At 62.0% G+C, this 21816-nt stretch carries 21 protein-coding genes; 6 read left to right on the plus strand and 15 right to left on the minus strand.

Annotated elements, in window-relative coordinates; all coding sequences use genetic code 11:
• Nucleotides 1–114: 114 nt before the first annotated feature.
• A complete protein-coding gene (locus DWB23_RS02810) occupies nt 115–951 on the plus strand; it encodes a lipoate--protein ligase family protein (protein WP_121741905.1) in 837 nt (278 codons plus the stop codon).
• A 111-nt stretch (nt 952–1062) separates the two neighbouring features.
• Here DWB23_RS02810 and DWB23_RS02815 read toward each other — a convergent pair whose 3' ends face one another.
• From DWB23_RS02815 to DWB23_RS02825, 3 genes are all read right to left on the minus strand, one after another.
• Nucleotides 1063–1341 (minus strand): hypothetical protein, encoded by a 279-nt coding sequence (locus DWB23_RS02815; protein WP_121741280.1) that lies wholly within the window; start codon nt 1339–1341, stop codon nt 1063–1065.
• Between the two features lie 147 nt (nt 1342–1488).
• Nucleotides 1489–2166, minus strand: coding sequence for a class I SAM-dependent methyltransferase (locus DWB23_RS02820; protein ID WP_121741281.1), 678 nt, complete (start codon nt 2164–2166; stop codon nt 1489–1491).
• A 62-nt stretch (nt 2167–2228) separates the two neighbouring features.
• Nucleotides 2229–3005, minus strand: a complete 777-nt coding sequence (locus DWB23_RS02825) for an NAD(P)H-hydrate dehydratase (RefSeq protein ID WP_121741282.1) — start codon at nt 3003–3005, stop codon at nt 2229–2231.
• A 126-nt stretch (nt 3006–3131) separates the two neighbouring features.
• On the opposite strand from DWB23_RS02825, the gene DWB23_RS02830 reads away from it, so the two are divergent.
• A complete protein-coding gene (locus DWB23_RS02830; RefSeq protein WP_121741283.1) occupies nt 3132–3767 on the plus strand; it encodes a phosphoribosyltransferase in 636 nt (211 codons plus the stop codon).
• Nucleotides 3768–3806: 39 nt separating this feature from the next.
• Here DWB23_RS02830 and gdhB read toward each other — a convergent pair whose 3' ends face one another.
• The 3 genes from gdhB to DWB23_RS02845 all read right to left on the minus strand — a co-directional run bounded on the left by gdhB (nt 3807) and on the right by DWB23_RS02845 (nt 8287).
• Nucleotides 3807–5120 (minus strand): glutamate dehydrogenase GdhB, encoded by a 1314-nt coding sequence (gene gdhB / locus DWB23_RS02835; RefSeq protein WP_121741284.1) that lies wholly within the window; start codon nt 5118–5120, stop codon nt 3807–3809.
• A gap of 10 nt (nt 5121–5130) precedes the next feature.
• Nucleotides 5131–5271 (minus strand): rubrerythrin-like domain-containing protein, encoded by a 141-nt coding sequence (locus tag DWB23_RS02840; RefSeq protein WP_121741285.1) that lies wholly within the window; start codon nt 5269–5271, stop codon nt 5131–5133.
• Between the two features lie 85 nt (nt 5272–5356).
• Nucleotides 5357–8287 (minus strand): bacterio-opsin activator domain-containing protein, encoded by a 2931-nt coding sequence (locus DWB23_RS02845; protein ID WP_121741906.1) that lies wholly within the window; start codon nt 8285–8287, stop codon nt 5357–5359.
• Between the two features lie 140 nt (nt 8288–8427).
• Here DWB23_RS02845 and DWB23_RS02850 point away from each other — a divergent pair, with 140 nt between their 5' ends.
• A complete protein-coding gene (locus DWB23_RS02850; protein ID WP_121741286.1) occupies nt 8428–9108 on the plus strand; it encodes an ERCC4 domain-containing protein in 681 nt (226 codons plus the stop codon).
• 58 nt (nt 9109–9166) lie between these two features.
• Here DWB23_RS02850 and DWB23_RS02855 read toward each other — a convergent pair whose 3' ends face one another.
• From DWB23_RS02855 to DWB23_RS02870, 5 genes are all read right to left on the minus strand, one after another.
• A complete protein-coding gene (locus DWB23_RS02855) occupies nt 9167–10021 on the minus strand; it encodes a YihY/virulence factor BrkB family protein (protein WP_121741287.1) in 855 nt (284 codons plus the stop codon).
• A gap of 101 nt (nt 10022–10122) precedes the next feature.
• The gene (locus tag DWB23_RS02860; RefSeq protein WP_121741288.1) at nt 10123–10329 is read right to left on the minus strand and encodes a DUF2196 domain-containing protein; all 207 of its coding nucleotides are present in this window, start codon (nt 10327–10329) and stop codon (nt 10123–10125) included.
• Between the two features lie 101 nt (nt 10330–10430).
• Nucleotides 10431–10862 carry a peptide-methionine (R)-S-oxide reductase MsrB gene (gene msrB / locus DWB23_RS02865; RefSeq protein WP_121741289.1) on the minus strand — a complete coding sequence of 144 codons (432 nt, stop codon included), beginning with the start codon at nt 10860–10862 and terminating at the stop codon, nt 10431–10433.
• 54 nt (nt 10863–10916) lie between these two features.
• The gene (locus DWB23_RS22810; protein WP_162989729.1) at nt 10917–11078 is read right to left on the minus strand and encodes a hypothetical protein; all 162 of its coding nucleotides are present in this window, start codon (nt 11076–11078) and stop codon (nt 10917–10919) included.
• A gap of 93 nt (nt 11079–11171) precedes the next feature.
• Complete coding sequence (locus DWB23_RS02870) at nt 11172–11744, minus strand: HTH domain-containing protein (RefSeq protein ID WP_121741290.1); 573 nt, start codon at nt 11742–11744, stop codon at nt 11172–11174.
• Nucleotides 11745–11903: 159 nt separating this feature from the next.
• Between DWB23_RS02870 and DWB23_RS02875 the strand changes: the two genes are divergently transcribed.
• Both DWB23_RS02875 and DWB23_RS02880 read left to right on the plus strand, forming a co-directional pair.
• Nucleotides 11904–13178 (plus strand): ornithine cyclodeaminase, nickel-pincer nucleotide-dependent, encoded by a 1275-nt coding sequence (locus DWB23_RS02875; RefSeq protein ID WP_121741291.1) that lies wholly within the window; start codon nt 11904–11906, stop codon nt 13176–13178.
• A 78-nt stretch (nt 13179–13256) separates the two neighbouring features.
• On the plus strand, nt 13257–14549 hold the full coding sequence (locus DWB23_RS02880) for a PQQ-binding-like beta-propeller repeat protein (protein WP_121741292.1): 1293 nt from the start codon (nt 13257–13259) through the stop codon (nt 14547–14549).
• Nucleotides 14550–14671: 122 nt separating this feature from the next.
• On the opposite strand, the gene DWB23_RS02885 is transcribed toward DWB23_RS02880, so the two are convergent.
• From DWB23_RS02885 to DWB23_RS02900, 4 genes are read right to left on the minus strand one after another with little or no spacing between them, the layout of a single operon-like run.
• On the minus strand, nt 14672–18151 hold the full coding sequence (locus DWB23_RS02885) for a carboxypeptidase-like regulatory domain-containing protein (RefSeq protein ID WP_238717329.1): 3480 nt from the start codon (nt 18149–18151) through the stop codon (nt 14672–14674).
• A complete protein-coding gene (locus tag DWB23_RS02890; protein WP_238717330.1) occupies nt 18148–19101 on the minus strand; it encodes a DUF7284 family protein in 954 nt (317 codons plus the stop codon). Before DWB23_RS02890 ends, DWB23_RS02885 begins: the two co-directional genes overlap by 4 nt.
• Nucleotides 19098–19574: a DUF7285 family protein gene (locus DWB23_RS02895; protein WP_121741294.1), complete on the minus strand. Its 477-nt coding sequence runs from the start codon at nt 19572–19574 to the stop codon at nt 19098–19100. The genes DWB23_RS02890 and DWB23_RS02895 overlap by 4 nt, the downstream gene beginning before the upstream one ends.
• Nucleotides 19552–20619 (minus strand): DUF7283 family protein, encoded by a 1068-nt coding sequence (locus DWB23_RS02900; protein WP_121741295.1) that lies wholly within the window; start codon nt 20617–20619, stop codon nt 19552–19554. The genes DWB23_RS02895 and DWB23_RS02900 overlap by 23 nt, the downstream gene beginning before the upstream one ends.
• A 241-nt stretch (nt 20620–20860) precedes the next feature.
• Between DWB23_RS02900 and DWB23_RS02905 the strand changes: the two genes are divergently transcribed.
• Complete coding sequence (locus DWB23_RS02905) at nt 20861–21811, plus strand: phytoene/squalene synthase family protein (RefSeq protein ID WP_121741296.1); 951 nt, start codon at nt 20861–20863, stop codon at nt 21809–21811.
• Nucleotides 21812–21816 lie beyond the last annotated feature (5 nt).

Genomic DNA, 21816 nt, shown 5'->3' on the forward strand with positions numbered 1-21816 from the left:
GGCAGTTACGACCCGACCACACGGTAGCAGTAGTCACCTTCACGGGCGGCCGAGGCACGAACGCCACAACTCACCGTCGCAATCCCTAACTCGGTGGCCGGCGAGCGAACGAATATGAGCGATCTCGCCGATCGGGACTGGCGGCTGATTCGGGACGATCCCCGCGAAGGGAAGTTGCAGATGGCTATCGAGGAGGTGGCCGCGCGGACGGCGCTCGAGGACGACCTGCGAACGGTCCGCGTCTACTCGTGGGAACCGAGCACGCTCTCGCTTGGCTACCGACAGGATGCGGACACGGTCGACTGGGGGTACTGCGAGCGAGAGGGTATCGACGTCACCCGTCGCCAGACCGGCGGCGGCGGGATCTATCACGATCGCGACGCCGACATCTCCTACACGATCGTCGCGCCGGCCGAGGAAGTCCCCGGCGACCTGATGGACTGCTATGCGCTGTTCTGTGAGCCGATCCTCGAGGGGTTACGACGCATGGGCGTCGACGCCGACTTCGCCGCCGTCGAGCAGTCGTCGATCTACTACCCCTCGTGTTACCTGCGGGACATCAACCCGGCCCACGACGTCGTCGCACCCGCGAGCGCGGGCGAGAATGCGAAGAAAATCAGCGGAAACGCGCAGTATCGACAGCGAGACGTCGTTATCCAACACGGCTCGATCAGTTACGATCGCAGACCGGACCACCATCTCGGCGTCTTCGACACGGATCTCGAGCGCGCGACGTTCACCGACCGGGTGACGAGCATCCGTGATGAGGCGGGAATCGACCGCGGGGAAGCCGTCGATACGCTCGCGACATCGCTGGGAGAGTGGTGCGACGGCGACGAGTCGACCTGGCGCGAAGGCGAACTCGAGGCGGCTCACGCCCTCGCCGACCGAAAGTTCGGTGCCGACGCGTGGGTTCGGAATCGAGAGGTGCTCGAAGCGAGCGAGCAATGACTCGGCGGACGAGCCATAGCCGTAATCCGGAATCTGCAAAAGAGCGCTCGCCTCGAGCCGTCTCGCGGCGCGGACCGACGGCGGTGCAATCATCCGTCTCTCGCTGCTCGCTTAACTGAGAATCGCTCTCCAGCTCCAGCCGCCGAGGATGATCACGAGGAGCGCGAGCACGAAGAACACGCCCCACTGCTGGCCTTCGGTATCCGCGATCGGTGAGAGGACGTTGATGACGCCGGTAAACTGCATCGCCGCGATCACGAGCAACAGCAACGACAGGATCGAGACGACGGCGATCCCGATCCAGTTACGGGTCATCCACTGTACGTCCTCCTCCGCCTCCTCCTTGGAGGTCGTCGGCGTTTCCGTCGGCTCTCGGTCCGGTTCTGACATACGGTATCGTACGATCGACCCTCGGGAAACGGTTCCACCTGCAGGATCCGGGTTCGGCGGATCGTCGCGAGAAAACGTCCAGGTTCTCGCGATCGAGATCAGTCCCGCGACGGCAACGGAGTACGCTTCGTAGCTTCCCGAACCAGATCACGGGTCGAGAATCATGTCCCGTCGGCGTCGCAGCCTGCCGCGAACGACCGGCGACGCCGGAAAAACGCCGATCTCGAGGCGATCGATCTCCTCGACCGCGAGCGCCTCGTGGCCGACGAACTGCGGAACCGTCTCGCGGGTGAGCTGACAGCCACCGGCCGCACGCTTCCAGACGGGGTTGAGCAGGTCCTGACCGGTCCCGCGCCAGCCGTCGGCGTGAACGTGCTCGAGAAACCGGACCTCCCCGCCCGGCTTCAGCACCCGGACGACCTCCTCGAGGGCGGCGTCGGGGTCCTGAACGGTACAGAAGACGAGTCCCGAAATGACGACGTCGAAGCTGTCGTCGGGATAGGGCAACGATTCCGCCCGAGCATCTCGGAGGTCGACCTCGAGCCCCGCCTCTCGGGCGGTACGCGCCGCCCGCTTGCGCATGTGCGGATCGGGTTCGATCGCGTGATACTCGAGGTCCCCGCTGGCCCCGTCGACGACGAACGGGAACATGTCGCCGGTGCCACAGCCGAGTTCGAGAACGCGCCCCGAGAGCTCCCGCGTGAGAGACTCCCGATGGGGGGCGAGCAGGGACGACTGCGGAACCAGATCGTAGAGCGCGGCGAAGACGGGATGGGAGATCCCGTGGTTCTCCTCGGTCGTGGTCTGGGCGTTTGGCTCGGACATCTCACTGAAACACGGTACAGCGACTGGTAATCGTTTCCCCGGCGACGTCGGCTCGATGAGCGCTATCGGATCGTATCCGGGATTCGTTCGATCACGTCGGTCGCGAGGACCCCCGGGCCGTACTCGGCGGTCGCTAGTTCACCGCTCTTGCCGATGATCCACGTCCCCAGTTCCGCCGCCTCGGTGCGATCCATTCCCTGGCCGAGCAGGGAGGCGATTATTCCGGCCAGCGTATCCCCCGTCCCGGCGACCGACAGCGCCGACGTTCCCGTCTCGTTTTGCACGCGCTCGCCGGCGGCGACGATTTCGTCGACGTCCCCGGTCAGCGTAACGACCCCACCCGTCTCCTCGGAGAACGCCTCGAGCGAGCCGTAATGGTCGCGTATCGCATCGTCCTCCGACCCGCTCGGCGTGAGGATCGTGTTCGAGAGATCGGCCTCGAGCGCGGGTTCGATCGCGAGCGCGTCGACGACGGTCGGGACGTCGATCGTATCGATCGCCTCGTGGACGGCGTTGCGGTCCGCGTCGACGAGTCCCGGACCGATCACGAGCGCGTCGGCCCACTCGCTCATCTCGCGGGTCCGTTTGACCGCGCTCTCCTCGAACTGTTCGCCCGCGTAGCGGTCCACGAGCAGGTTCGGCTCGTGGCCCGCGACGATTTCGTAGAGCGGGTCCGGGACGAACGCCCGGACGTGATCGGAGCCGGTCCGGAGCGCCGCTCGACCGACGAGGGCGGGCTGATTCGGATACTCGATGGCTCCGGCGACGATGCCGACGCGACCGTTGTCCAGACCGGTCTCCTCGGAGACGTTCGAGAGCGTTCGCTGGAGGCGTCCCATGAGTTATCTCCCGGATCGTAACGGGTAGCCGTTCGGCAGGCGTGTTCCGGTCGCATTCGAACGCGGGGGTCGGGACCCGTCGTGTGCCGCACCAAAGCATAGGTCGTGGCCATCGTAGCAAGAGCCATGTTCGACGACAGAACCGACGCCGGCGAACGGCTCGCGGCGGAACTCGAGTCCCGCGGTCTCGAGGCCGATATCGTCCTCGGGATTCCCCGCGGTGCCTTACCCGTCGCCCGGCCGGTCGCCGACGCGCTGGACGCCGACCTGGACGTGGTCGTCGCCCGAAAGATGGGGGCACCGAAGAACCCCGAACTGGCGCTCGGTGCGGTCGCGAGCGACGGCAGCGTCTGGTACAACGAGGACCTCATCGATCGACTCGGCGTCTCGGACGAGTACTTAGAGGAGATCCGGGGGGAAGAGGCGAACAACGCCCGCGAGAAGGCCGATCGGTATCGTGAGACGGTCGGCCTACCGGATCTCCAGGGCAAACGCGTGATCGTCGTCGACGACGGCGTTGCAACCGGCGCGACCGCGATGGCCTGCCTGCGACAGATCCGGAATAGCGGTGCCGCGTTCGTCGCGCTCGCGGTTCCGGTCGGCTCGCCGCGAGGGATCGGCGACCTCGAGACGGAGGCCGACGAGATAATCGCCCTCCGGACGCCCCAGTCGTTCCGCGCGGTCGGCCAGTTCTACCGAACGTTCGGACAGGTGAGCGACGAGGAGGCGGTCGGGTACCTCGAACGGGAAAGGACGGAGTAGCGCGTCCGATTCCGAACCGGCGTTTCTCGGACGGTCCCGTCAGGGCCAGAGCCCGCGTACCTCGTGGGCCTCGCCGACTCGCGACAGCGCGACGATGTATGCGGCGTCGCGCCAGCTCACGCCCCGTCGCTCCACCTCCTCGCGCAGGTGCGACCACGCGTCGATCATCTCGGCTTCGAGTTCCTCGTGGACGCGCTCGAGCGTCCACTGGCGGCGGTTGATGTCTTGGAGCCACTCGAAGTAGCTCACCGTCACCCCGCCGGCGTTCGCGAGGATGTCGGGGACGACGTGGACGCCGCGCTCGTCGAGAATCGTGTCCGCGGCGAACGTGGTCGGCCCGTTCGCACCCTCGACGACGATGTCGGCCGCCACGGCCTCGGCGTTGTCCGCGGTGATGACGTTGCCGATGGCGGCCGGGACGAGGACGTCGACGTCCAACTCGAGGAGTTCAGCGTTCGAGAGCCGCGTGACGTCGGTCGCGGCGGCGTAGCTGGTGACCGCCTCCGGCTCTTCGTCGTGGGACGGGATCGCAGCGACGTCGATCCCGGCAGGGTCGTAGACCGCGCCGTTGACGTCGCTGACGGCGACGACGGTTGCGCCCCACTCCTCGAGCAGGCGGGCGGCGCTGGCTCCGACGCTGCCAAAGCCCTGGACGGCGACGGTCGTCTCCTCGAGCGGATAGTCGTAGTACTCACAGGTTTCGCGCGTAACGATGGCGACGCTCCGGCCGGGTGCCTCCTCGCGGCCGTAGGAGCCGCCGACGACGGGCGGTTTGCCGGTGACGACGCCGGGGATGGTCTCGCCTTCCTGCATGCTGTAAGCGTCCATCAACCAGGCCATCGTCGCCGGGTCGGTTCCCATATCGGGCGCGGGAATGTCCTTCGTCGGACCGATCACGTCGCGGATCTCGTGGGTGAACCGACGGGTGAGTCGCTCCTTCTCGTCGTCGGTGAGCGATTTCGGATCGACGATGATACCGCCCTTCGCGCCGCCGAAGGGCAGGTCCATGACGGCACACTTCCAGGTCATCCACATCGAGAGGCCGACGCACTCGTCGCGCGTCACCTCCGGGTGGTAGCGGAGACCGCCCTTGTACGGACCGCGGACGCTGTCGTGTTGGGCTCGGTAGCCGGTGAAGACCTCGACCGAACCGTCCTCGCGCTCGAGCGGAACGGTCACTTCGTGGACCTTCGCCGGGTGTTTGAGCCGCTCGAGGGCGGCGGCGTCGATCTCGATGTGAGACGCCGCGCGGCCGAGCTGTCGACGCGCGGTCTCGAGTGCCGTTTCGGGCGTCGTTTCGTCGGCCGGTCCCCGGTCTACCGAGGGGATTGACGACTGTTGGTTAGATGCCATGGCGCTTCGATTATTCGATCGGTGTCTGCCGGTTTCGCATGTCAGCGCCGCAGTCGGGACAGGACACCGGTGCCGTCGCCCGAACGACGGTTCCGCAGTCGAAACACTCGTAGTTCGATTCTTCGCCGGGGTTGAGATAGACGTCTTTCACAGGAGTCGTCACACTAAGGAATAATAGGGATATTAGGATAGGGATGATTGTTGGATAGCTAGCTACGCGGACGTGCGATGGTTCACTATTCAACCCCTCTCGCAGTATTCGCCGGAACACCGATCTCGTCGAACAGGATGGTGAAGAGTTTTCGCTGCACGATCCGGATATGGCGGTAGAACGCGGCCGACGAGATGCCGAGCGTGTCCGCGACCGCTTCGCCCGACCGCTCCCGCGGTGACTCGAAGTAGCCGCCGTAGTACGCCAGTTGTACGACCTCGAGTTGCCGATCGGTGAGTCGCTCGAGGAGCGCGGCCCGAAGATCACGCGCGGTCGTCCGGTCGATGGTCCGCTTGGCGTGCAGTTCGACGTCCGAGAAACCGTTCGAGACGACGTCGATGCTCCCTTTGGCATCGACCGTTGGCGGGACGTCGACGACGACGCGCGTCCGCTCCGGCGTCGCCTCGACGCTGTGTAGAACCACGCCGTGATCCGCGAGTTGGAGGGCCAGAAACGGCGAGGAGAGTTCGAGGAGGACCGTCCCGCCCTCGTCACCGTTCGTGTCGCTCTCGCCGTCGCTGATCACCTGCGCATCCTCGACGGCGACGAGATCGGTGGCTGCGTCCACAACGGCACTCGGCGGGGCGTCCTCGACAGTTGCGAATACCGCGGCCCCGTCCTCGTGTAGACGGATACCGCCGTCGAAGGAGAGCACACAGTCGGCCGCCCGAGCCAGCCGAGAGAACACGAAGCCGTCGTCGTACACGTCGAACTCGAGGCGGGTACGGGAGTCCGTCAACAGCGCCTGTTTGCGCTCGACGGCGGCGATGGCGGACGCGATCGTCTCGCCGAGTTCCGCGAGAACGGTCTGCGTGACCTCGTCGAACGCGTCGGGCTGGTCGGCGTAGACGGTCAGTACGCCGTACGTGAATTCGTCGTATCCCAGCGGAACGCTGGTAACCGACTGGTACTCTCGAGAGAGCGCCTCCGAGCGCCACGGTTCGTCGCGGAGTCGGTCAACGACGTTCGAGACGACGGTCACCTCGCGGTCGGCCGCCGTACGGGCCGCGGGCTCGCTCCCATCCGCCAGCGAGAGCGAAACGCTGTCGAGGTAGTCTTGGCCGCGACCCGTTCCGCCGTGCGTGTTCGGCTCGAGGCGGTTATCCGCGGCGTCCATCGTCCCGATCCAGGCGAACGAAAACCGGTCGGCCGACGTGAGCCGTCCGCAGACGGCCGTCTCGATCTCCGCGCGGGTTTCGGCCTGCACCAGCGCCGCGTCGATCTCACGAATGATCTCGTTGACCTGGTTGAGCCGCGTGAGCTGTCGGTTCTGCTGTTTGAGTTCCCGATCGCGCTCACGAAGCGTTCGATCCCGTTCGACTCGGTCGAGCGCCGCTTCGGCCGTCGCGGCCAGCAGGGCGGCCAGTTCTCGAGCGACGTCGTCGAACGCGTCGACTTCGGACGATCCCACGAGGAAGACGCCGTGATCGCCCAGTGGAACGAATCCCCCGCTCCTGATAGCCGTCGTCGGACTCGAGAGCGCGTCCGCCTCGCGGATATCCGCGAAGAATCGGGGCTCGCCCTCGACGAAAACGCGCCCCGAAATGCTGTCGTCGGTCGCGAGGTGCTCCGAGAGGGGACCGTGAAGGCGTTTCAGTCCCGGCGACGACGCGACCGGTCGGAGCACGTTCTCGTCGGTGTCGAACAGGTAGGCGCCGCTTCCCTCGAGATCGAGAACGTCCGCTGCGTCTCCCACGACGATATCGGCGATTTCGCGCTCCGTTTCCGCGTAGAGCAGTTCCCGCGTCGTTCGGTGGAGCGCCGTCAGCGCTTCCTCGCGGCGCTTTCGTTTCGTGATGTCGCGACAGCTATAGAGGAGCGTTCCGTCCTGAATCGAGACCTCGCGGACGTTGACCAACAGCGTGTGTTCGCGTCCCGCGTTATCCGTCGCCGTACATTCGATATTGGTCAACACGCCCGCATCCTCGAGTTCGTCGCGATCGAAGAGTTCCGGGCCGAGTAGCTCCTCGATCGACCCCATCTCGTGGATCTCGTCGTCGGAGTAGCCGAAGATGAAGTGGACGTTCGGGCAGACGTAGGTGAACTCGCCCGCGTCGTTCGTGATGAGGACGGTGTCGGTCATGTTGTTGAGCGTCACCCGATGGAGCGCTTCGGACTCGCGCAACTCCCGCTCGAGTCGTGCCCGTTCGGTAACGTCGATCGCCCGCACGAGCAGGGAGACGACGGTCCCCGAATCGTCGGAGACCGGACGGATCGTCACCTCGAGCGTGTGCGGGTCGCTCACTTCGTCGCCGTTGTCGTCGCCGTCGAACCGGGGCTGCGTCACCTCTCGCCGTACGACCTCGCCGGTCGCCGCCTGTTCGACCGCGTCCCGGAGTACTTCGCGACCGTCTCCGGTGCGCTCCCACCACGGTGACGCCGAGAGCGGACGATCTGTGACGTCGTCCACGGTCGCGTCGATCGCTTCGAGAGCGCTTTCGCTCGCCCGACGGACGCGTCCGTCGGGCGCGGTCACCCAGGAGTACGCCTCCGGATCGTCGAATATCGCGTCAAACTGATGGGCCCGTTCCCGTCGGTCTCGCCGCTCCCGCCCCGTTTCGATCGCCCGCTCGAGCGCTGCCGCGAGATCCTCGTCGCGTCGGTCTCGAGGGACGTACTCCGTGACGCCGGCCGCGATCGCCTCGCTCGCGAGCCGTTCGTCGCCGTCTTCGGGCGCGAGCACGACCGGACAGTCCGGTTCCCGATCGCGAATTCGCTCGAGGAGCTCCAGACCGCTCGCGTCCGAGAGCAGTTGCGGCGTCAGGACGCAGCCGACGGGGTTCGCCTCGAGCGCCTCGAGGGCCGCGTCTGCAGTCGATGCCGTGATCGCGCCGACCCCGTCGCCGAGTCCGCTTTCGAGGACGTTCGAGAGCGACTCCGCGTCGGCGGGTGTCGCGCTCTCATCGGGAGTGACGACGAGGAGACTTGCGTCGTCGACGGTCCGTTCGGAAACCATTCGTCGCCCGTAGGTGCCCACGGTGATAGAATCCATCGCTTTTCCTCACCGTACGGAAACCGATCGGGACGGTACCGCGGGTCGCTCCGGATCCGAATCGGATCGATGCGTGTTCCCGTCTCGAGGCGCTACAAACCGATATGCGCGTTGCCGTCACCGTCGACGATCGGGAACCGACGGGAGTCGTCGATGCCGTTCGCGGCCATCCCGATGTAACGGAGATCATCGTTGACCGGCTACCAGCCGGCGACCTTGCGATCGATTCGGTCGGCTTCGAACGCAAAACGCTCAGAGACTACGTCAACAGCACGATGAGCCGGTCGGGTTCCGATCTGACCGATCAGGTCGAACGGATGACCGCCGCTTACGACCACTCCTACGTCCTGCTCGAGGGAGACTTCGACGACCTCGCGTCGCTGCGAACGGCCGTCTCCCCCGAATCGGTTCGCGGCTCGATGGCCTCGATCACGGCTCGCCACGAGGTTCCGGTCATCCCGTGTACGAATCGGACGCACCTGGTCGATTACGCGATCCGACTGGGCCGAAAGCACCTCGAGGAGCCCTCGAACCGCCAGTTAGCGGTCGGATCCGTCGCGAGTCGGCACGAACCCACGGCGAAGCGGATGTACGGCTGTATCGATGGAATCGGGCCCGGGCTCGCCACGACGCTGTACGAGCGATATCCCAGTATCCAAGCGTTGCTCGAGGCGAGCCTCGAGGATCTCGTGCGAATCGAAGGGATCGGCGAGACGCGAGCGCAGACGATCTATGCCGCGTTTCGCGAGGGTGACGGGAGAGTGAGCAGGACGGATCAGAACTAACGCACAGCCGCTGGAGCGCGGTTTCAGCCCGTGTGGCAGGCTTTTTCAGTACCGTTCGTTAGGCGTACTTCTTCCACACCTCGCTCATCGGCACCCACCCCTCCTCGGGATCGACGCGGCCCGCGAGGACGGCGTTGAGGACGGCACCCAAGAGGAGACAGAGGCCGCCGAGGTAGACCCAGGTGAGGACGAGCAAGATGGCACCGGCGATACCGAACAGCGCGACGCTCCCGGAAGTCGCGACGTAGATTCGGAAGCCGACCGCCAGAACGGTCCAGGAGAGGGCGGCGAACGCCGTTCCCGGCAGTACTTCGCCCACCGAGACGTCGAGTTGGGGAAAGAGGTAGTACATCGGGAGAAAGACGGCCAGCAGCAGGCCAGCGAGCAGCGCTGTACTGGCGGTAGTCGCCCAGATTCCGCCGACGAGCACCGAGAGGCTAATACCGACGACGCTGACCAGTGCGACGCCCGCTGTGAGCGTCAGCGTTACGAGCACGACATTGAGCGCCGTTACGAGCGTCACCGTCGCGGCCGTGTTCATGTACGACTCGCTCTTTCTCGAGCCGTAGACGTCCGTAAACGCGCTGTTTACGGCCTGGAACAGACGGACCGCGCTCCAGAGTAAGATGACCAGTGCGAGCAGCGCCGCCCGTAACCGGTTAGCACCGGTCCCGACGGCCCCCTCGAGTCCGCCGTCGGTTACCGTCCCCTCGAGACCGGTCGCCGTCTCGAGGGTCTCGATCAGTGGCTCGAGCGAGTCGACGAGCGTGATCCCGACGAGCGCGAGGATGACCAGCGGGACGAGGGTGTTGAACGCGTGGTAGGCCAGCCCAGCGGATTTGACGCTGATCTGGCGTTCGCGAGCGACTGCGGCGACGTCACGAACGAGTGAGCGGGGACTCGAGTCGGCCATGTTTCCATATCGACGGAGGCCCGGAAATTGCTTTGGCCGGCACGGAGCGTACTACGGCGGAACGGCTCGCAGCAAAAACGGTGGCCGGTGCGCGGGAAGCGCTATTCGTCGTGGACGACCGACTGCACGTGGCCGACTACGCCGTTTTTCAGTTCGACCGTCGGTCCTTCAGGGTCGTCTTCGTAGATCGTCGCGACCTCGCCGATGATCGGCTCCTGATCCTCGGATCGAACGTCCTGGTCCCCCTGAACGATCTCGACGGTGAGTCCCTGTCGCAGGTCCTCGGCGGTTGGTCGTTCGTTGGACATGGCAAAATGTGGGTCGGTTGCGTCGAAAAGGATAATGCCTGCATTCGCCTCGGATATGACCTCCACTCGCGGCGGACGGCGACGCTGTCCTCGGCTCGTGACTACTCGTCGTCGAACTCGAGAGCCACCGAGTTGATGCAGTAGCGCTTTCCGGTGGGTTCGGGGCCGTCGTCGAAAACGTGGCCGAGGTGACCGCCGCAGTTCGCACAGACGACCTCCGTGCGTCGCATCCCGTGGCTGGTATCCCGACGAGTCTCGACGTGGCCGTCGTCGACATCGTAGAAGCTGGGCCAGCCGCAGCCGGATTCGAACTTCGTCTCGGAGTCGAACAGTTCGGCTCCACAGCCGGCACAGACGTAACTTCCGTCGGCCTTGTGATCGACGTACTCTCCGCTGAATGGGGCTTCAGTCCCGGCTTCCCGAAGGATTCGATACTCCTCCTCGCTCAGTTCGGATCGCCACTCGGCATCCGACGTGGGGCGATCGCTGCTGGAGGCACTCTCTTGGGAATGTTCGTTCGTTTCGTGTTCCATGCACTGAACTAGACGCGTGAGCCCCAAGAGTCTGTCTGCGTTTCGGCGACAGATTTACCGACTCGTGATTACGTCCGTGCTCAGACAGTCGGGACACTGTGTCATCCGACCCAGTTTCGGGACGTCGATGCGCTGCCACGCGTCGTCTCCGCCGGGGGCTTCGAATCCACAGTTTCGACACCGCGACTGGCCGATACTGGCTGATTCGCTCACCATACGCGATACTATGGTACCCTCTCGCATAGGCATTGTTCACGCTATTCCAGAACGTCCGAAGAACTGACCGGTTCTCGGATCGATCGATACCCGTCAGTCGGAGTGCGACGAAAACGGTTCGATTCGGCTCTGTCCGTAAGTCGTCGTTCCGCCGGATGACTGATCGGTACCCTCGTCAGTACATCCATCGCCGCCCACGGACGACATCCGCTCCTCGTCATCAACGAGCGCGTCGATCCGGTCGACGACGTCGACCGTCCGCTCGCCGTCGCGACAGGGGGCGACGTGGAGGAGATCGCCATCGTCGTCGAACTCCGCGAGTGCGACCGTCGGCAGTTTCCAGACGTCGTGACACTCGCTCGTGATCGTCGATTCGATATGCGTCTCTCGAAAGAACGGCTCGAGTCGTCGACCGGTACGAGCGGCCCACGACTCGAACGCCTGAAGTCGCGTTTCGATCCGCCGAAGGTGCGGGATCCGTTCGGTGTGTCGGGTTTGCCCGACTTCCTTCCCCCAGACACGGACCTCGACCGACTCGATCGACTCGCAGGCCTCGAGTTCGTCGAGTCCATCGAGGGCGCGTTCCGTAAGTGGGCTCGCGCTCGCGGGTGCAAACGATCGGATCCACAACTCGACCGTCTTCGGCGTAGTACTGTGTTCGGACACGCGTTATCTGACGTGGCTGTCCACGGATGTCTACAAAAGTGTTGACGTAGCCATCATTTCTCCAGACCTATCGTCTCGAGCGACTCGTAGCGAGTGGCCGGTCGGCGGGTCGGTCCACAACGCACACATTCACGGTCCTCGGTCGCCAACCCCCTCTCAATGACAGTTTCGCGAACCGTCGAACTCGAGGGCCACATCATCGACTCGGGGACGATGGGCATGTGTTTCGGGGTCGTGATGGATATGGGCGGCGAGTTCGAAGTCGAAGAGTTCGAAGTCGGTCGCCACAAACACGCCGAGACGTACTGCCGAATGCGCGTGCTGGCCGACTCTCAGGAGAACCTGCGGGCCATTCTCCACGAACTCAACCAGCAGGGCGCGACGGTCGCCGATCCACGGGATGCGACGCTCGAGGCGGCCCCGGAAGACGGGGTCGTTCCGGTCGATTTCTATTCGACGACGAACCACCCGACGTTCGTTCGCGTCGACGGCAAGTGGGTGAAGGTCGAGGACATCGAGATGGATTGCGCCCTGATCGTTGAGCGGTCCGCCACCGCGGATCCGCGGACCGCCGATGATACCGACGGAGGCCGCGATAGCGACAGTCCGCGCGTCTACACGAAAGTCCTCAACGCCGTCGACGAGGGCGACCTCGTCGTCACCGGCGAGACTGGAATCCGTGTCGAACCGCCCGAACGCCCCCGAAACGGCGGCGGCTCCTTTGGTTTCATGCAAGGTGGCGTCTCGAGCGAGCGACCCTCCGCGTCGCTGATCGAGGATATCGCCAATGAGATCCGTGAGGTCAACGCCAACGGCGGAAACGTACTCGTCGTCTGCGGCCCGGCGATCGTCCACTCCGGCGGTCGAGACGCGCTCGCGGATCTCGTCCGTGCAGGACATATCGACGGACTGAGCGCCGGCAACGGGTTCGCCGTCCACGACTTGGAGCGGGACCTCTATGGAACCTCGTTAGGAGTTGATACGGAAAGTCTCGAGCACCCGCGAAAAGGGCACAAACACCACATCTACACGATCAGCGAGATCGCCCGCCTCGGCGGGATCGAGGCCGCAGTTGACGAGGGGATCGTCGACGAGGGAGTGATGTACGAGTGCATCGAAAACGACGTCCCGTACGTTCTCGCAGGCTCTATCCGCGACGACGGCCCGCTTCCAGACACGATCACCGACTCGATCGAGGCCCAGGACGCGATCCGCGAGCAGGCTCAGCGGGCAGATCTCGTGCTCATGCTCTCGACGTTGCTCCACTCCGTCGCCGTCGGCAACTGCCTTCCCTCGACCACCAAAACCGTCTGTGTCGACATCAATCCCGCAACGGTTACGCAGTTGCTCGATCGCGGCAGCGCACAGGCCATCGGTATGGTCACCGATATCGGGACGTTCATTCCGATGCTTCGCGACGAGTTGCTCGAATAGCGACCGTTCCGGCAACCAGATAGTAGTACTATCCGAACAGTATCTTTCGGTAATTTAATAGTTGCCCTTGGTTATATCATGGAGAGACGTTCGAACCGAACGCGCCGGCAGTGGCTCGTCGCTTGTGGTGGTGCAACCGCAGGCCTGACGGCGCTCGCCGGGTGTACAGATAGTGACGACGAAGACGATTCGGGTAACGGAGACGACGAAGACGGCGACGGAGAGCAAACCGTCGACGGAGATTCCGATGAAGCGGCCAGTGGTACGTGGCCCATGTCCCGGTTTACCGCGGACAATCGGATGGTAGCCGAAGACCGGAGCGGACCAGACGGCCCGCTCGAGGAGCGCTGGACGATCGAAATGGACGAGGTGAATTTCTCGGGTCCCGTTGTCGGTAATGGTCTCGTATACGTCGCCGACGATCGGTCGACACTCCACGCGATCGAGCTGGCAAGCAGTGAGACCGAGTGGGAATTCGACGACGCGGAGGCGTCACCGACGACACCAGCAGTTACCAATGATGCCATCTATTTTCTAACGGATACACTCTATGCGATCGATCCTGAGAAGGGTGATGAACTGTGGTCGATCGAATTGGGATCGAGTGGTTCTGGCGACATTCGGGTTTTTGAGGATATCGTGTACGTCCACAACGACGGAGAGTTGTACGCGATCGATGTCAGTAACGAAGCGATCATTTGGGAAGGAGAGGCCGGCGAGACGCAGGATATCGCAGTTGGAGACGACGGAACGTTCTACGTGATTCGACGCACGAAAAATGGTCACGACTACGAAACGATAGCCTTCAATATTGGAGAAGATGATAACCAGTGGACATATTCGCCTTCAGGCAACGTTAGCTCTGGATTTGGATTACTAATTCGAGACGGAACTATCTATATTAACGAGATGGATACAGTTATAGCGATCGATGGGAAAACAGGCGAAGCCAAAGATATCATCGAATACGAACAAACTAGCGAGACTGTCCCGACCACTGGTAGTGCACCAACAATCGTGAATGGAACCCTCTATTCGGCAGCCCCAACCGGATATTCTGCAGTACATGCAGCAGAGTTAGAGAACGGTGAAGAGCCTACTGCATGGCATTCAGATGCACTCGAGTCCGGACCAACTGGACACCAACCATTTGTCACTGATGACACGCTCTATATCTGGCGTGACTTTGGGTACGTACACTTGGACGCGCTAAATCCAGAAACCGGCGAGCAGCAGTGGACAACCCACACGACAGATCACCTCAACCTAATTGGTGGTACCATCAAAGGATACGCGATACTCGAGGAGTCCGTACTATTCACGTATAGTGCTGGTTCCGGAAGCGCGATTGGCGCACTCGAGGCAGAATAGCCACTGACGACACTGCAGTCTGTTTTCATCACACAACAAATAGCAGCAACGGAAGTGTTATTTTAAACTGTTAACTCATTTGCTGCTGGGTTACAGAGAGATGAAACCGGTCGAATCAGTATCTAATCTTCATCGTCAGGATTCTGGGGTCCGATGTCGGCATACTCATCACTCTCTACGGGTTCTTCCATTGCGACTGTCTCCCCATCGAGAGCATTTAACAGTGTACTGAATCCAATATCTTCACCGAACGCCGGGTCACCGGTGTTCGGCGGTGCACCTGTCTGCATCGGTATGAGTCCGGGCATAACGATCACGATCTCGAGGGAGGTATCGAACTCGATCGGTTCTACCTCGCCGATCTTTCGTTCAACACCGTCGCCGAAGTCAACGTCGACATCCATCCGATCGCGGACGTACGTCGTACTCTCACCGCCGGTTGGATCGCCCGCCGTCGCACTGATCTCGAAGCGGGAGTATTCACCGTTGATATCGACGTTGTAGCTGTTCGCCTGTAAGACGTACAGCGCCGGTGGCCACGGAATGAGTGGTATTCCAGGTGTCGGGAGGCGCTGGGTGTATCTGGCTCCGAGCGTCGCGTGTTCTCCGTCGATGTCGTTGTCCATGACCGTAGAGTTCGGCGGACGAACCGACGCGACTTCGTCACCGCTGACCGTCTCAAGATCCATGTACGTCGGCGAGCCGGAGACTTCGAACTGCATCTCCTCCATGAGATCCGATCCCTCGAGATTACCGCTCCGCTCCTCGACATCACCGGTGAAGATATCCTGAATGAACCCGAGGGAGTCGTCGAGTGTGCTATCGCCACTGGACATCGCGCCGCCGACGTCGTCAACCGTCCCCTCGTGGAACTCGGTCAGTGCTTCGATTCGATCGGTAAGAACGTCGAAGTATGCCCGTCGGACCTCCATCCGAATCAAGTCCGGAACGTTCTCGTACGACCCCGTCGCCATAACATCGTCCTCGACGCTCACGACCTCGTCTTCGAGTTCGTTGAAGGGAGAATCGCCACTCAGGAACTCGAGCCGTTCGGCCGTAACTGGGTCCGTTTCTCTCTTGACGAGTGCGTTTATCTCGTAGAGGTCGTCTCGTAGCCACGTCTCGAGTTCGCCCTCGTCGAGATCCGATCCGCTCTCGAGATCACTGAAGTCGTAGCTCGTCGAACTGGCTCCGTTGATCGAGTTTTCGATCGTGCTCTCGACCTCGTCCTCGGGGCTCTCGTTAGCGTCCGGAATATCGATGGTCGGTATCGAGTCGGTGATTCTGGCTTCGATCTGGTCTTCGAGACTGTCAGCCGGATCGAGCGAGCCTATATCGAGCAACGTTTCGAGTGAATCGACGACGACGGGTTCGAAGTTATCGGGATCCGGGAGCCCCGCGATATCGCCACGCTCGTCGTACCCCTCCCCGCCCTCGAAATCGTCGTGAATTCTGCTCTCGGGGACCTCGAGATCGTCTACGAGATCGGCGTCGATATCAACCTCGGTGGAAACGGTTTGTGTTTCTGGAGATCGAACCTCGGTTTTCGTGTCGCTCCCGTTTTCCGTGGTGTTTTCGAAGAACGAGGTCTCCTGATACTCGAACTCGACGTCGATGCCGAGACTGTGGACGTCACGGTCGGAGTAGTCGCCCTGGGTGGTTTGCCAGTCTTGCGACAGCGAAACATCGACATCCTCGAGAGTCTCGTACCTGTACTCCGAATACTCGTACGAATAGTTCTCCGGAGAATCGCTCCGATCTGTCGGGAGCGACCAGAACGACGTACTCGTCGTTCGATCGACGTCGATATCGTATACTCTATCGATGTACTCGTCTTCCATGGAACTACCGGCGAAACCCTCGTCGTAACCGATCGGTGACGCACTGCCATCGATCTCGTCGGGATTCATCTCGCCGGGCAGCTCTTGCAGTTCGTCGGATAACGAGCCGACTCCGATCAGTTCGTAGTACGCGATATCCGCCATATCGTTCGGCGTAACCTCCTCTTTCGTCGTCAGTGGATCCATGTCGCCGAACATGCCGTCGATGATCTCGGCTAACGACGGTGCGTCGGGGAAGTCGCCGTCTTTGTCACCGAAGATATACTCGCGAAAGTCGTTACAGACCGTCTCCTGGAGGTCCGGGTCATCGAAGTAATCGAACACCCCTGCATCCGCTTCGAGCTCTTCAAGCGCCGCGTCGTCTTCCGGCGTGAGAACAGCGGCGTGTGACTGGTCGACCGCAACCGTCTCCGAGTAATCCTCGTAGCCCTCGGTGAAGATTTCGAGCGTGAACTCCGTCTGATCGTCCTCGAGATCGATCGATCCGTCGACGCTTTCTTCGTAGACGAGTCCGTCGTTCGTCCAGATGTGGACGTCTGCGCCTTCGATCGGCTCTCCGGACGAATCGTAGATGTCGATCGATCGATCCGTCGATGAAACGAGGCTGACCGTGAGACGGTCGTTCGTCTCGTCGAACTCGATACGCTGCTCGAATCGCTCGTGATCGTCTTTCACGACCACGACGTCGTACGTTCCCGGCTTGTCCAGTTCGAACGAGACGTCACCAGAGGCGTCCGTCTCCCCCCGACGTTCTCCGCCGACGGATACGGTTGCACCGCCTCCCTCCCCGACTGAGACCGTCGCCTCAAACGTATCCTCCCCGTCATCGTCACCACCGCCAGCCATTTCGTCGATCATATCCGCGGTGAGACACGCCCACGCTGGACGCATCACGCGGTCGGCGTACGGATCGACAGTACCGTCACCGAATACTTCCTTCTGGACACCGAAGATTGCGTCATTCGCCATTACCTCCGTGTGATTGTGTTTAAGAATTTCGTCGAACGTCCATTCTTGCTGTTCTGTACCTCTCCCTGAATCCATTCGATTAATGAACGATTTGAAGTACGCCATCGGATAGAGGCGCGCGGCCGTCTTGTGTGCCAAATTATCGAGATTGGACGGCTCACCTTCGAAGAAGCCTTCATTGAGACTCTCGTTGAACTCCTGAGTCTTCTCCTGCAACTCGAGAATCGGCGTGCCGACGGTGACGGTGAGATCCTCGAACGTCCGCTCGCTGATGACCCGATCGTCGTTCTCAAGCGTGATCGTTACGTCCTCGAGAGAGACCTGGATCATGCCGTCGTCGGGGTGATCGATGTCGATCTCGTCGTCTGCATCGCCGACCGCGGTGGCGGGATCGCTGGAGAGACCGTCGACGGATACCGTCGTTTCGGCATCGCCGATCTCCTGCCCGGCGTTCGGCAGCGCTTCCTCCGCTTCCAGGTAGATCAGGAGTTTGAGATACGTCTTGAATACCTCGTCGGGATCGCCATCGAGGGTATCCAGATCGGAGGTCATCAGGGGTTGTGCTGCGGCCTGGTGGGTCGCGGCGACGACGGCACCGCGGAGTTCGTTCTGGGCGGCCGACTCCGTCCGGTCCATCGCGAGCGTCTGATCGACGGAAGTCTCGGGCGTATCGCGTGACTCGAGCACACCGACGATCATAACGCTGCTAACCAGTAGCAATACGCCGATGATCGCGAAGGGAACTCGAGCGCGGTCGTCGATCGAAATCGTTTGTGGACGAGATCCTGTCATGGGTTCCACGTGTAAACCGTGATGTCGACATCGTCCGGCGAAACGGTCTTCTCGAAGTATGCTTCCAGTTCGTCCTCGTCGTCGCCGATTTCGTCGAGATCGTCGCCAATCCGGCCCGATTCGAGATCATCGCTGATCAGTTCACTGAGGCCGTCGACCAGAACGTCGTTTGCGTCGTCGGCCCGGGAATCGGTCCGCGCCAGCGGGGCTTCGTCTCGCTCGAGTTCGCTATCTTGACCGACGAGTTCGGCCATCTTCAGGTAGTGAGTCGTTTTGATGGCACGATCGAGTCGCTGTCTCTCGAGCGCCAGTTGCGACCGTTCGACCGGGAAGTACCCACGGACGATCGACCGAGCAATCGGTTCGGCGAGATCGTCGAGTTCCTCATCTTCAGCGTAGGCTTCGGCCAAATCCGAATCGTCGACGGCGGGCATTCCGCTCGAGGCGGTCATCGTGACAGCGTTCGTGTCCTCGGTCACCGGCGGCAGTCGACCAACGGTGGCGTTTCCGCGGATCGACGAATCCACGTAGGGCCGCCAACTGGCGGTGATGTAGACGTGATGGTTCGAACCGACGAATTGGCCCTCAACGGTGGCGGCGACACTGTCGGCGAACGAATCGGCGTACGGGACCAGCCGTTCATCTTCGACCGTGGCATTGACGACCGCCGCTTCCGCGATCGTTCCGGCAGCGGGGCCGTACGTCGTCCGTTCGTAGCTCACGACGCCGTCCGGCTCTTCGTAGTGATCGCTCTCCGTGAGTGCCTCGAGATCGTACCCAACCGAGACCGTCGTGGCGCTGAGTGTTTCGGCGGTTCGATCCGCCTGATTGACCTCGAGGCCTTCTTCGGAGCTGCTGAGGTAGAAACCGATCACGAGTATGCTCGCGCTGACCAATAGCAGCGCCAGCGTGATGTCGAGGACGGTGCTGACGCCCCGGTCCGATCTCACGGAGACCACACCTCCACGCGGAGAGTTCCACCGTGAACGTCACCAGGGAGGTCGTCCTCGACGGGAACGGGGCGTTCTGCAACACCGGTTTCGATACCGGACCCACCTTCGGGAGGGCCTTCCTGTCCGGTCGCTCGAGTGCCGTCTGCCCCGAACTGTACTGCGGCGACGACCTCGACCTCACCATCGTCGTCGACCGTAGTGACCTCGACGTAGACGTTCTGTCCGTCCGGCAACGAGTCGCGTTCGATGTCATCCAGTCCGGTGTCTCGTTGGGTCGAAAAGACACCGTCGTGGGAAACGTCCTCCCAGATACGATCGATCGCGACGCCCTCCGGCGAGCGTCCGGAACGATCCGTGAGGACGTCGGTGAGGACTCCGCTGTAGAGACCGAGTGCGATCGCCATGACGATGACCGCGACGAGTGCCGCGATCGGTTCCGTCTGGGCCTTAGACGACGACCAGCGTGACATGGTATCTCCCCGTTTCATCGTTCAGTTCGATCCAGCCCAGTTCGTCTACGCGGTCGTCAGAAGCCGTACCGCGTGGACAGAGTTCGTCCTCGTCGCCGGAGTAGTGAAGCGTCCCCTCACACGTGTGACCATCGAACTCAGCGGTTACGTCGAGCGGATAATCGCCGGCCCAGACGGGGTCATCCGTACCGCCGGAGATGTGTGATTGCATCGAGATCTCCCTGGTACCGGATCCGTGGTGCAACATCGGATCCCAACCGTCGGTGTCCACCGCGTGCGTTGGCTGGGTTTCGTCTTCTGGATCCCCCTCGTCGTCGCAGTCCGAAAGCCAGCAATCGGCTGCTTCGACCCAATCCGAAAACGTGTCTTCGACCTGTTCCCAGAACGAATCGGCGTCCTCGTACTCGTCCTCGATAACGGAATCACCCTCGACCGTATACTCAACGGCAGTATGTTCGTCAAAACCCTCATACTGGATGTGGATCGATTGCGGAACGGAGTGGGTATCGACAATGAGATCGACGGTTTCGTGAGATCCGCCCTCCGTACGAATACTCGTCATTTCGTCGGGTTCGACTGTAACTCGTCGAACTGTCAGATCGTCGGTTACCGGTAGCCATTCGTCGGCATTGGTCTCCTCGGCGTTTGCGACACGATCCATGAATACCGTCACCGCATCCTCGTGTGGATCGTCGATCTCTGATTCGAACTCCGTCTCGAAATCGCTGCCGTAGACGAGACGTTCGAGACGATCGTCGCCGTTGACGACCACTACCTGGCCGTATCTGATGCTCGAGCGATCGGTTCCGTGTTCGTTGCGCATTTCGATCGTCTTCCCGTCGATTTTGATCGCCTCGGCATCGTGTCCGTAAGTCGAGGCCGCTTCGTAGGAGCTTCCGGATGTCCCTTCGACCGCGTTCGCCGCTCGATCAGCATCGGGCGGCGGCCCCGTCGGAAGCCCGAGAACGACACCGACCATTGCGAGACTGATGATGCTGACTGCGAACCACACGTACCAGGCGTCAGCGGGGGCCTCCCAATCCATACCGAACGCTGCTGCGGGATCGTATTTAAACTACAGCGTGGTTCTGAGAGGCGTGTTCGTCCGGAAGTACCGATCGTCAACGGGCAACGATCTACCGTCGGATGGCACTATCCAGACTAGCGGAGATACCTCCACGAGTGGAGATCCTTCACGAACCACCCTACTAGTGAGGGGGTGCTATTTTATGTGCATCTGTCGTACGAAATACATCCCAGAGTGTCAGCAGGGCACGAGGAAAAGAATGCAACAGGAACAGATAAACGCGGGCAAAGCGATCCAGAAGCGAACCGGAAAGACGTTTTATCTCGCGACGAGGTTCCTTCCGGAACGCGTTCGCCACGCCACGCACGTTCTCTATGCGTTCTTCCGAATCGCCGACGAGATCGTCGACGACGCCGACGGTATTCCCCCGGACGAACAGCGGGCCGAACTCGAGGCGCTTCGGACCCAGGCTATCGGCGAAACCGATCCCGATGGTCCCGTTCTCGAGGCGTTCAACGAACTCCGACGGGAGTACGACATCACTGACGAAGAGATCAACACGTTCGTCGCCGCGATGCGGTCGGATATCGACACCGACCGCTACGAGACCTACGACGACCTCGAGTCGTACATGCGCGGCTCGGCGGCCGCCGTCGGCGTGATGATGACCGCCATTATGGATCCCGAGGACCGGGCGGCAGCGCTCCCTCACGCCATCAAACTCGGCGAAGCGTTCCAGATGACGAACTTCCTTCGAGACGTCCGCGAAGACGTTATCGAGCGCGACCGGATCTATCTGCCACAGAAGACGCTCAACGCACATGGCGTCTCGACCGCACAGATCGAACGCCTCGAGTATTCGGAATCGTTCGCAGCGGCGATGAGCGCGGAACTCAAACGAACGGAAGCTCTCTATCGGGAGGGCGTCGCCGGCATTCGCTATCTTCCCGAGGATTGTCAGCTTCCCGTACTGCTTGCGAGTGTTCTCTATGCGGAACACCACACGGTGATTCGGAGCCGGGAGTACGACGTCCTCAGCCGTGAGCCGACCCTCTCGACGGCCCGAAAACTGTGGTGTCTCGCAAAAACTCGCTGGCACTGGCACTGGAACCGGGATCCCGAAGCCGTCTTCCGTCGCGTCTCCGCGGTGCCCGCGCTCGAGAGGGACCGGCACGGACCCGGACACGGCGGTCGCGTGCCGACGCAGTGACCAGG

It is taken from the genome of Natronorubrum halophilum (assembly GCF_003670115.1).
Lineage (GTDB): Archaea > Halobacteriota > Halobacteria > Halobacteriales > Natrialbaceae > Natronorubrum > Natronorubrum halophilum.

Excerpts from the sequence above, each read along its gene's own strand:
- DWB23_RS02815 (WP_121741280.1), bottom strand. The coding sequence starts at position 1,341 with ATGTCAGAACCGGACCGAGAGCCGACGGAAACGCCGACGACCTCCAAG.
- DWB23_RS02900 (WP_121741295.1), bottom strand. The coding sequence starts at position 20,619 with ATGGATTGGGAGGCCCCCGCTGACGCCTGGTACGTGTGGTTCGCAGTC.
- DWB23_RS02845 (WP_121741906.1), bottom strand. The coding sequence starts at position 8,287 with ATGGTTTCCGAACGGACCGTCGACGACGCAAGTCTCCTCGTCGTCACT.
- DWB23_RS02860 (WP_121741288.1), bottom strand. The coding sequence starts at position 10,329 with ATGTCCAACGAACGACCAACCGCCGAGGACCTGCGACAGGGACTCACC.
- DWB23_RS02895 (WP_121741294.1), bottom strand. The coding sequence starts at position 19,574 with ATGTCACGCTGGTCGTCGTCTAAGGCCCAGACGGAACCGATCGCGGCA.
- DWB23_RS02885 (WP_238717329.1), bottom strand. The coding sequence starts at position 18,151 with ATGACAGGATCTCGTCCACAAACGATTTCGATCGACGACCGCGCTCGA.
- DWB23_RS02810 (WP_121741905.1), top strand. The coding sequence starts at position 115 with ATGAGCGATCTCGCCGATCGGGACTGGCGGCTGATTCGGGACGATCCC.
- DWB23_RS02855 (WP_121741287.1), bottom strand. The coding sequence starts at position 10,021 with ATGGCCGACTCGAGTCCCCGCTCACTCGTTCGTGACGTCGCCGCAGTC.
- DWB23_RS02905 (WP_121741296.1), top strand. The coding sequence starts at position 20,861 with ATGCAACAGGAACAGATAAACGCGGGCAAAGCGATCCAGAAGCGAACC.
- gdhB (WP_121741284.1), bottom strand. The coding sequence starts at position 5,120 with ATGGCATCTAACCAACAGTCGTCAATCCCCTCGGTAGACCGGGGACCG.
- DWB23_RS02875 (WP_121741291.1), top strand. The coding sequence starts at position 11,904 with ATGACAGTTTCGCGAACCGTCGAACTCGAGGGCCACATCATCGACTCG.
- DWB23_RS02880 (WP_121741292.1), top strand. The coding sequence starts at position 13,257 with ATGGAGAGACGTTCGAACCGAACGCGCCGGCAGTGGCTCGTCGCTTGT.
- DWB23_RS02850 (WP_121741286.1), top strand. The coding sequence starts at position 8,428 with ATGCGCGTTGCCGTCACCGTCGACGATCGGGAACCGACGGGAGTCGTC.
- DWB23_RS02830 (WP_121741283.1), top strand. The coding sequence starts at position 3,132 with ATGTTCGACGACAGAACCGACGCCGGCGAACGGCTCGCGGCGGAACTC.
- DWB23_RS02820 (WP_121741281.1), bottom strand. The coding sequence starts at position 2,166 with ATGTCCGAGCCAAACGCCCAGACCACGACCGAGGAGAACCACGGGATC.
- DWB23_RS22810 (WP_162989729.1), bottom strand. The coding sequence starts at position 11,078 with ATGGTGAGCGAATCAGCCAGTATCGGCCAGTCGCGGTGTCGAAACTGT.
- DWB23_RS02825 (WP_121741282.1), bottom strand. The coding sequence starts at position 3,005 with ATGGGACGCCTCCAGCGAACGCTCTCGAACGTCTCCGAGGAGACCGGT.
- msrB (WP_121741289.1), bottom strand. The coding sequence starts at position 10,862 with ATGGAACACGAAACGAACGAACATTCCCAAGAGAGTGCCTCCAGCAGC.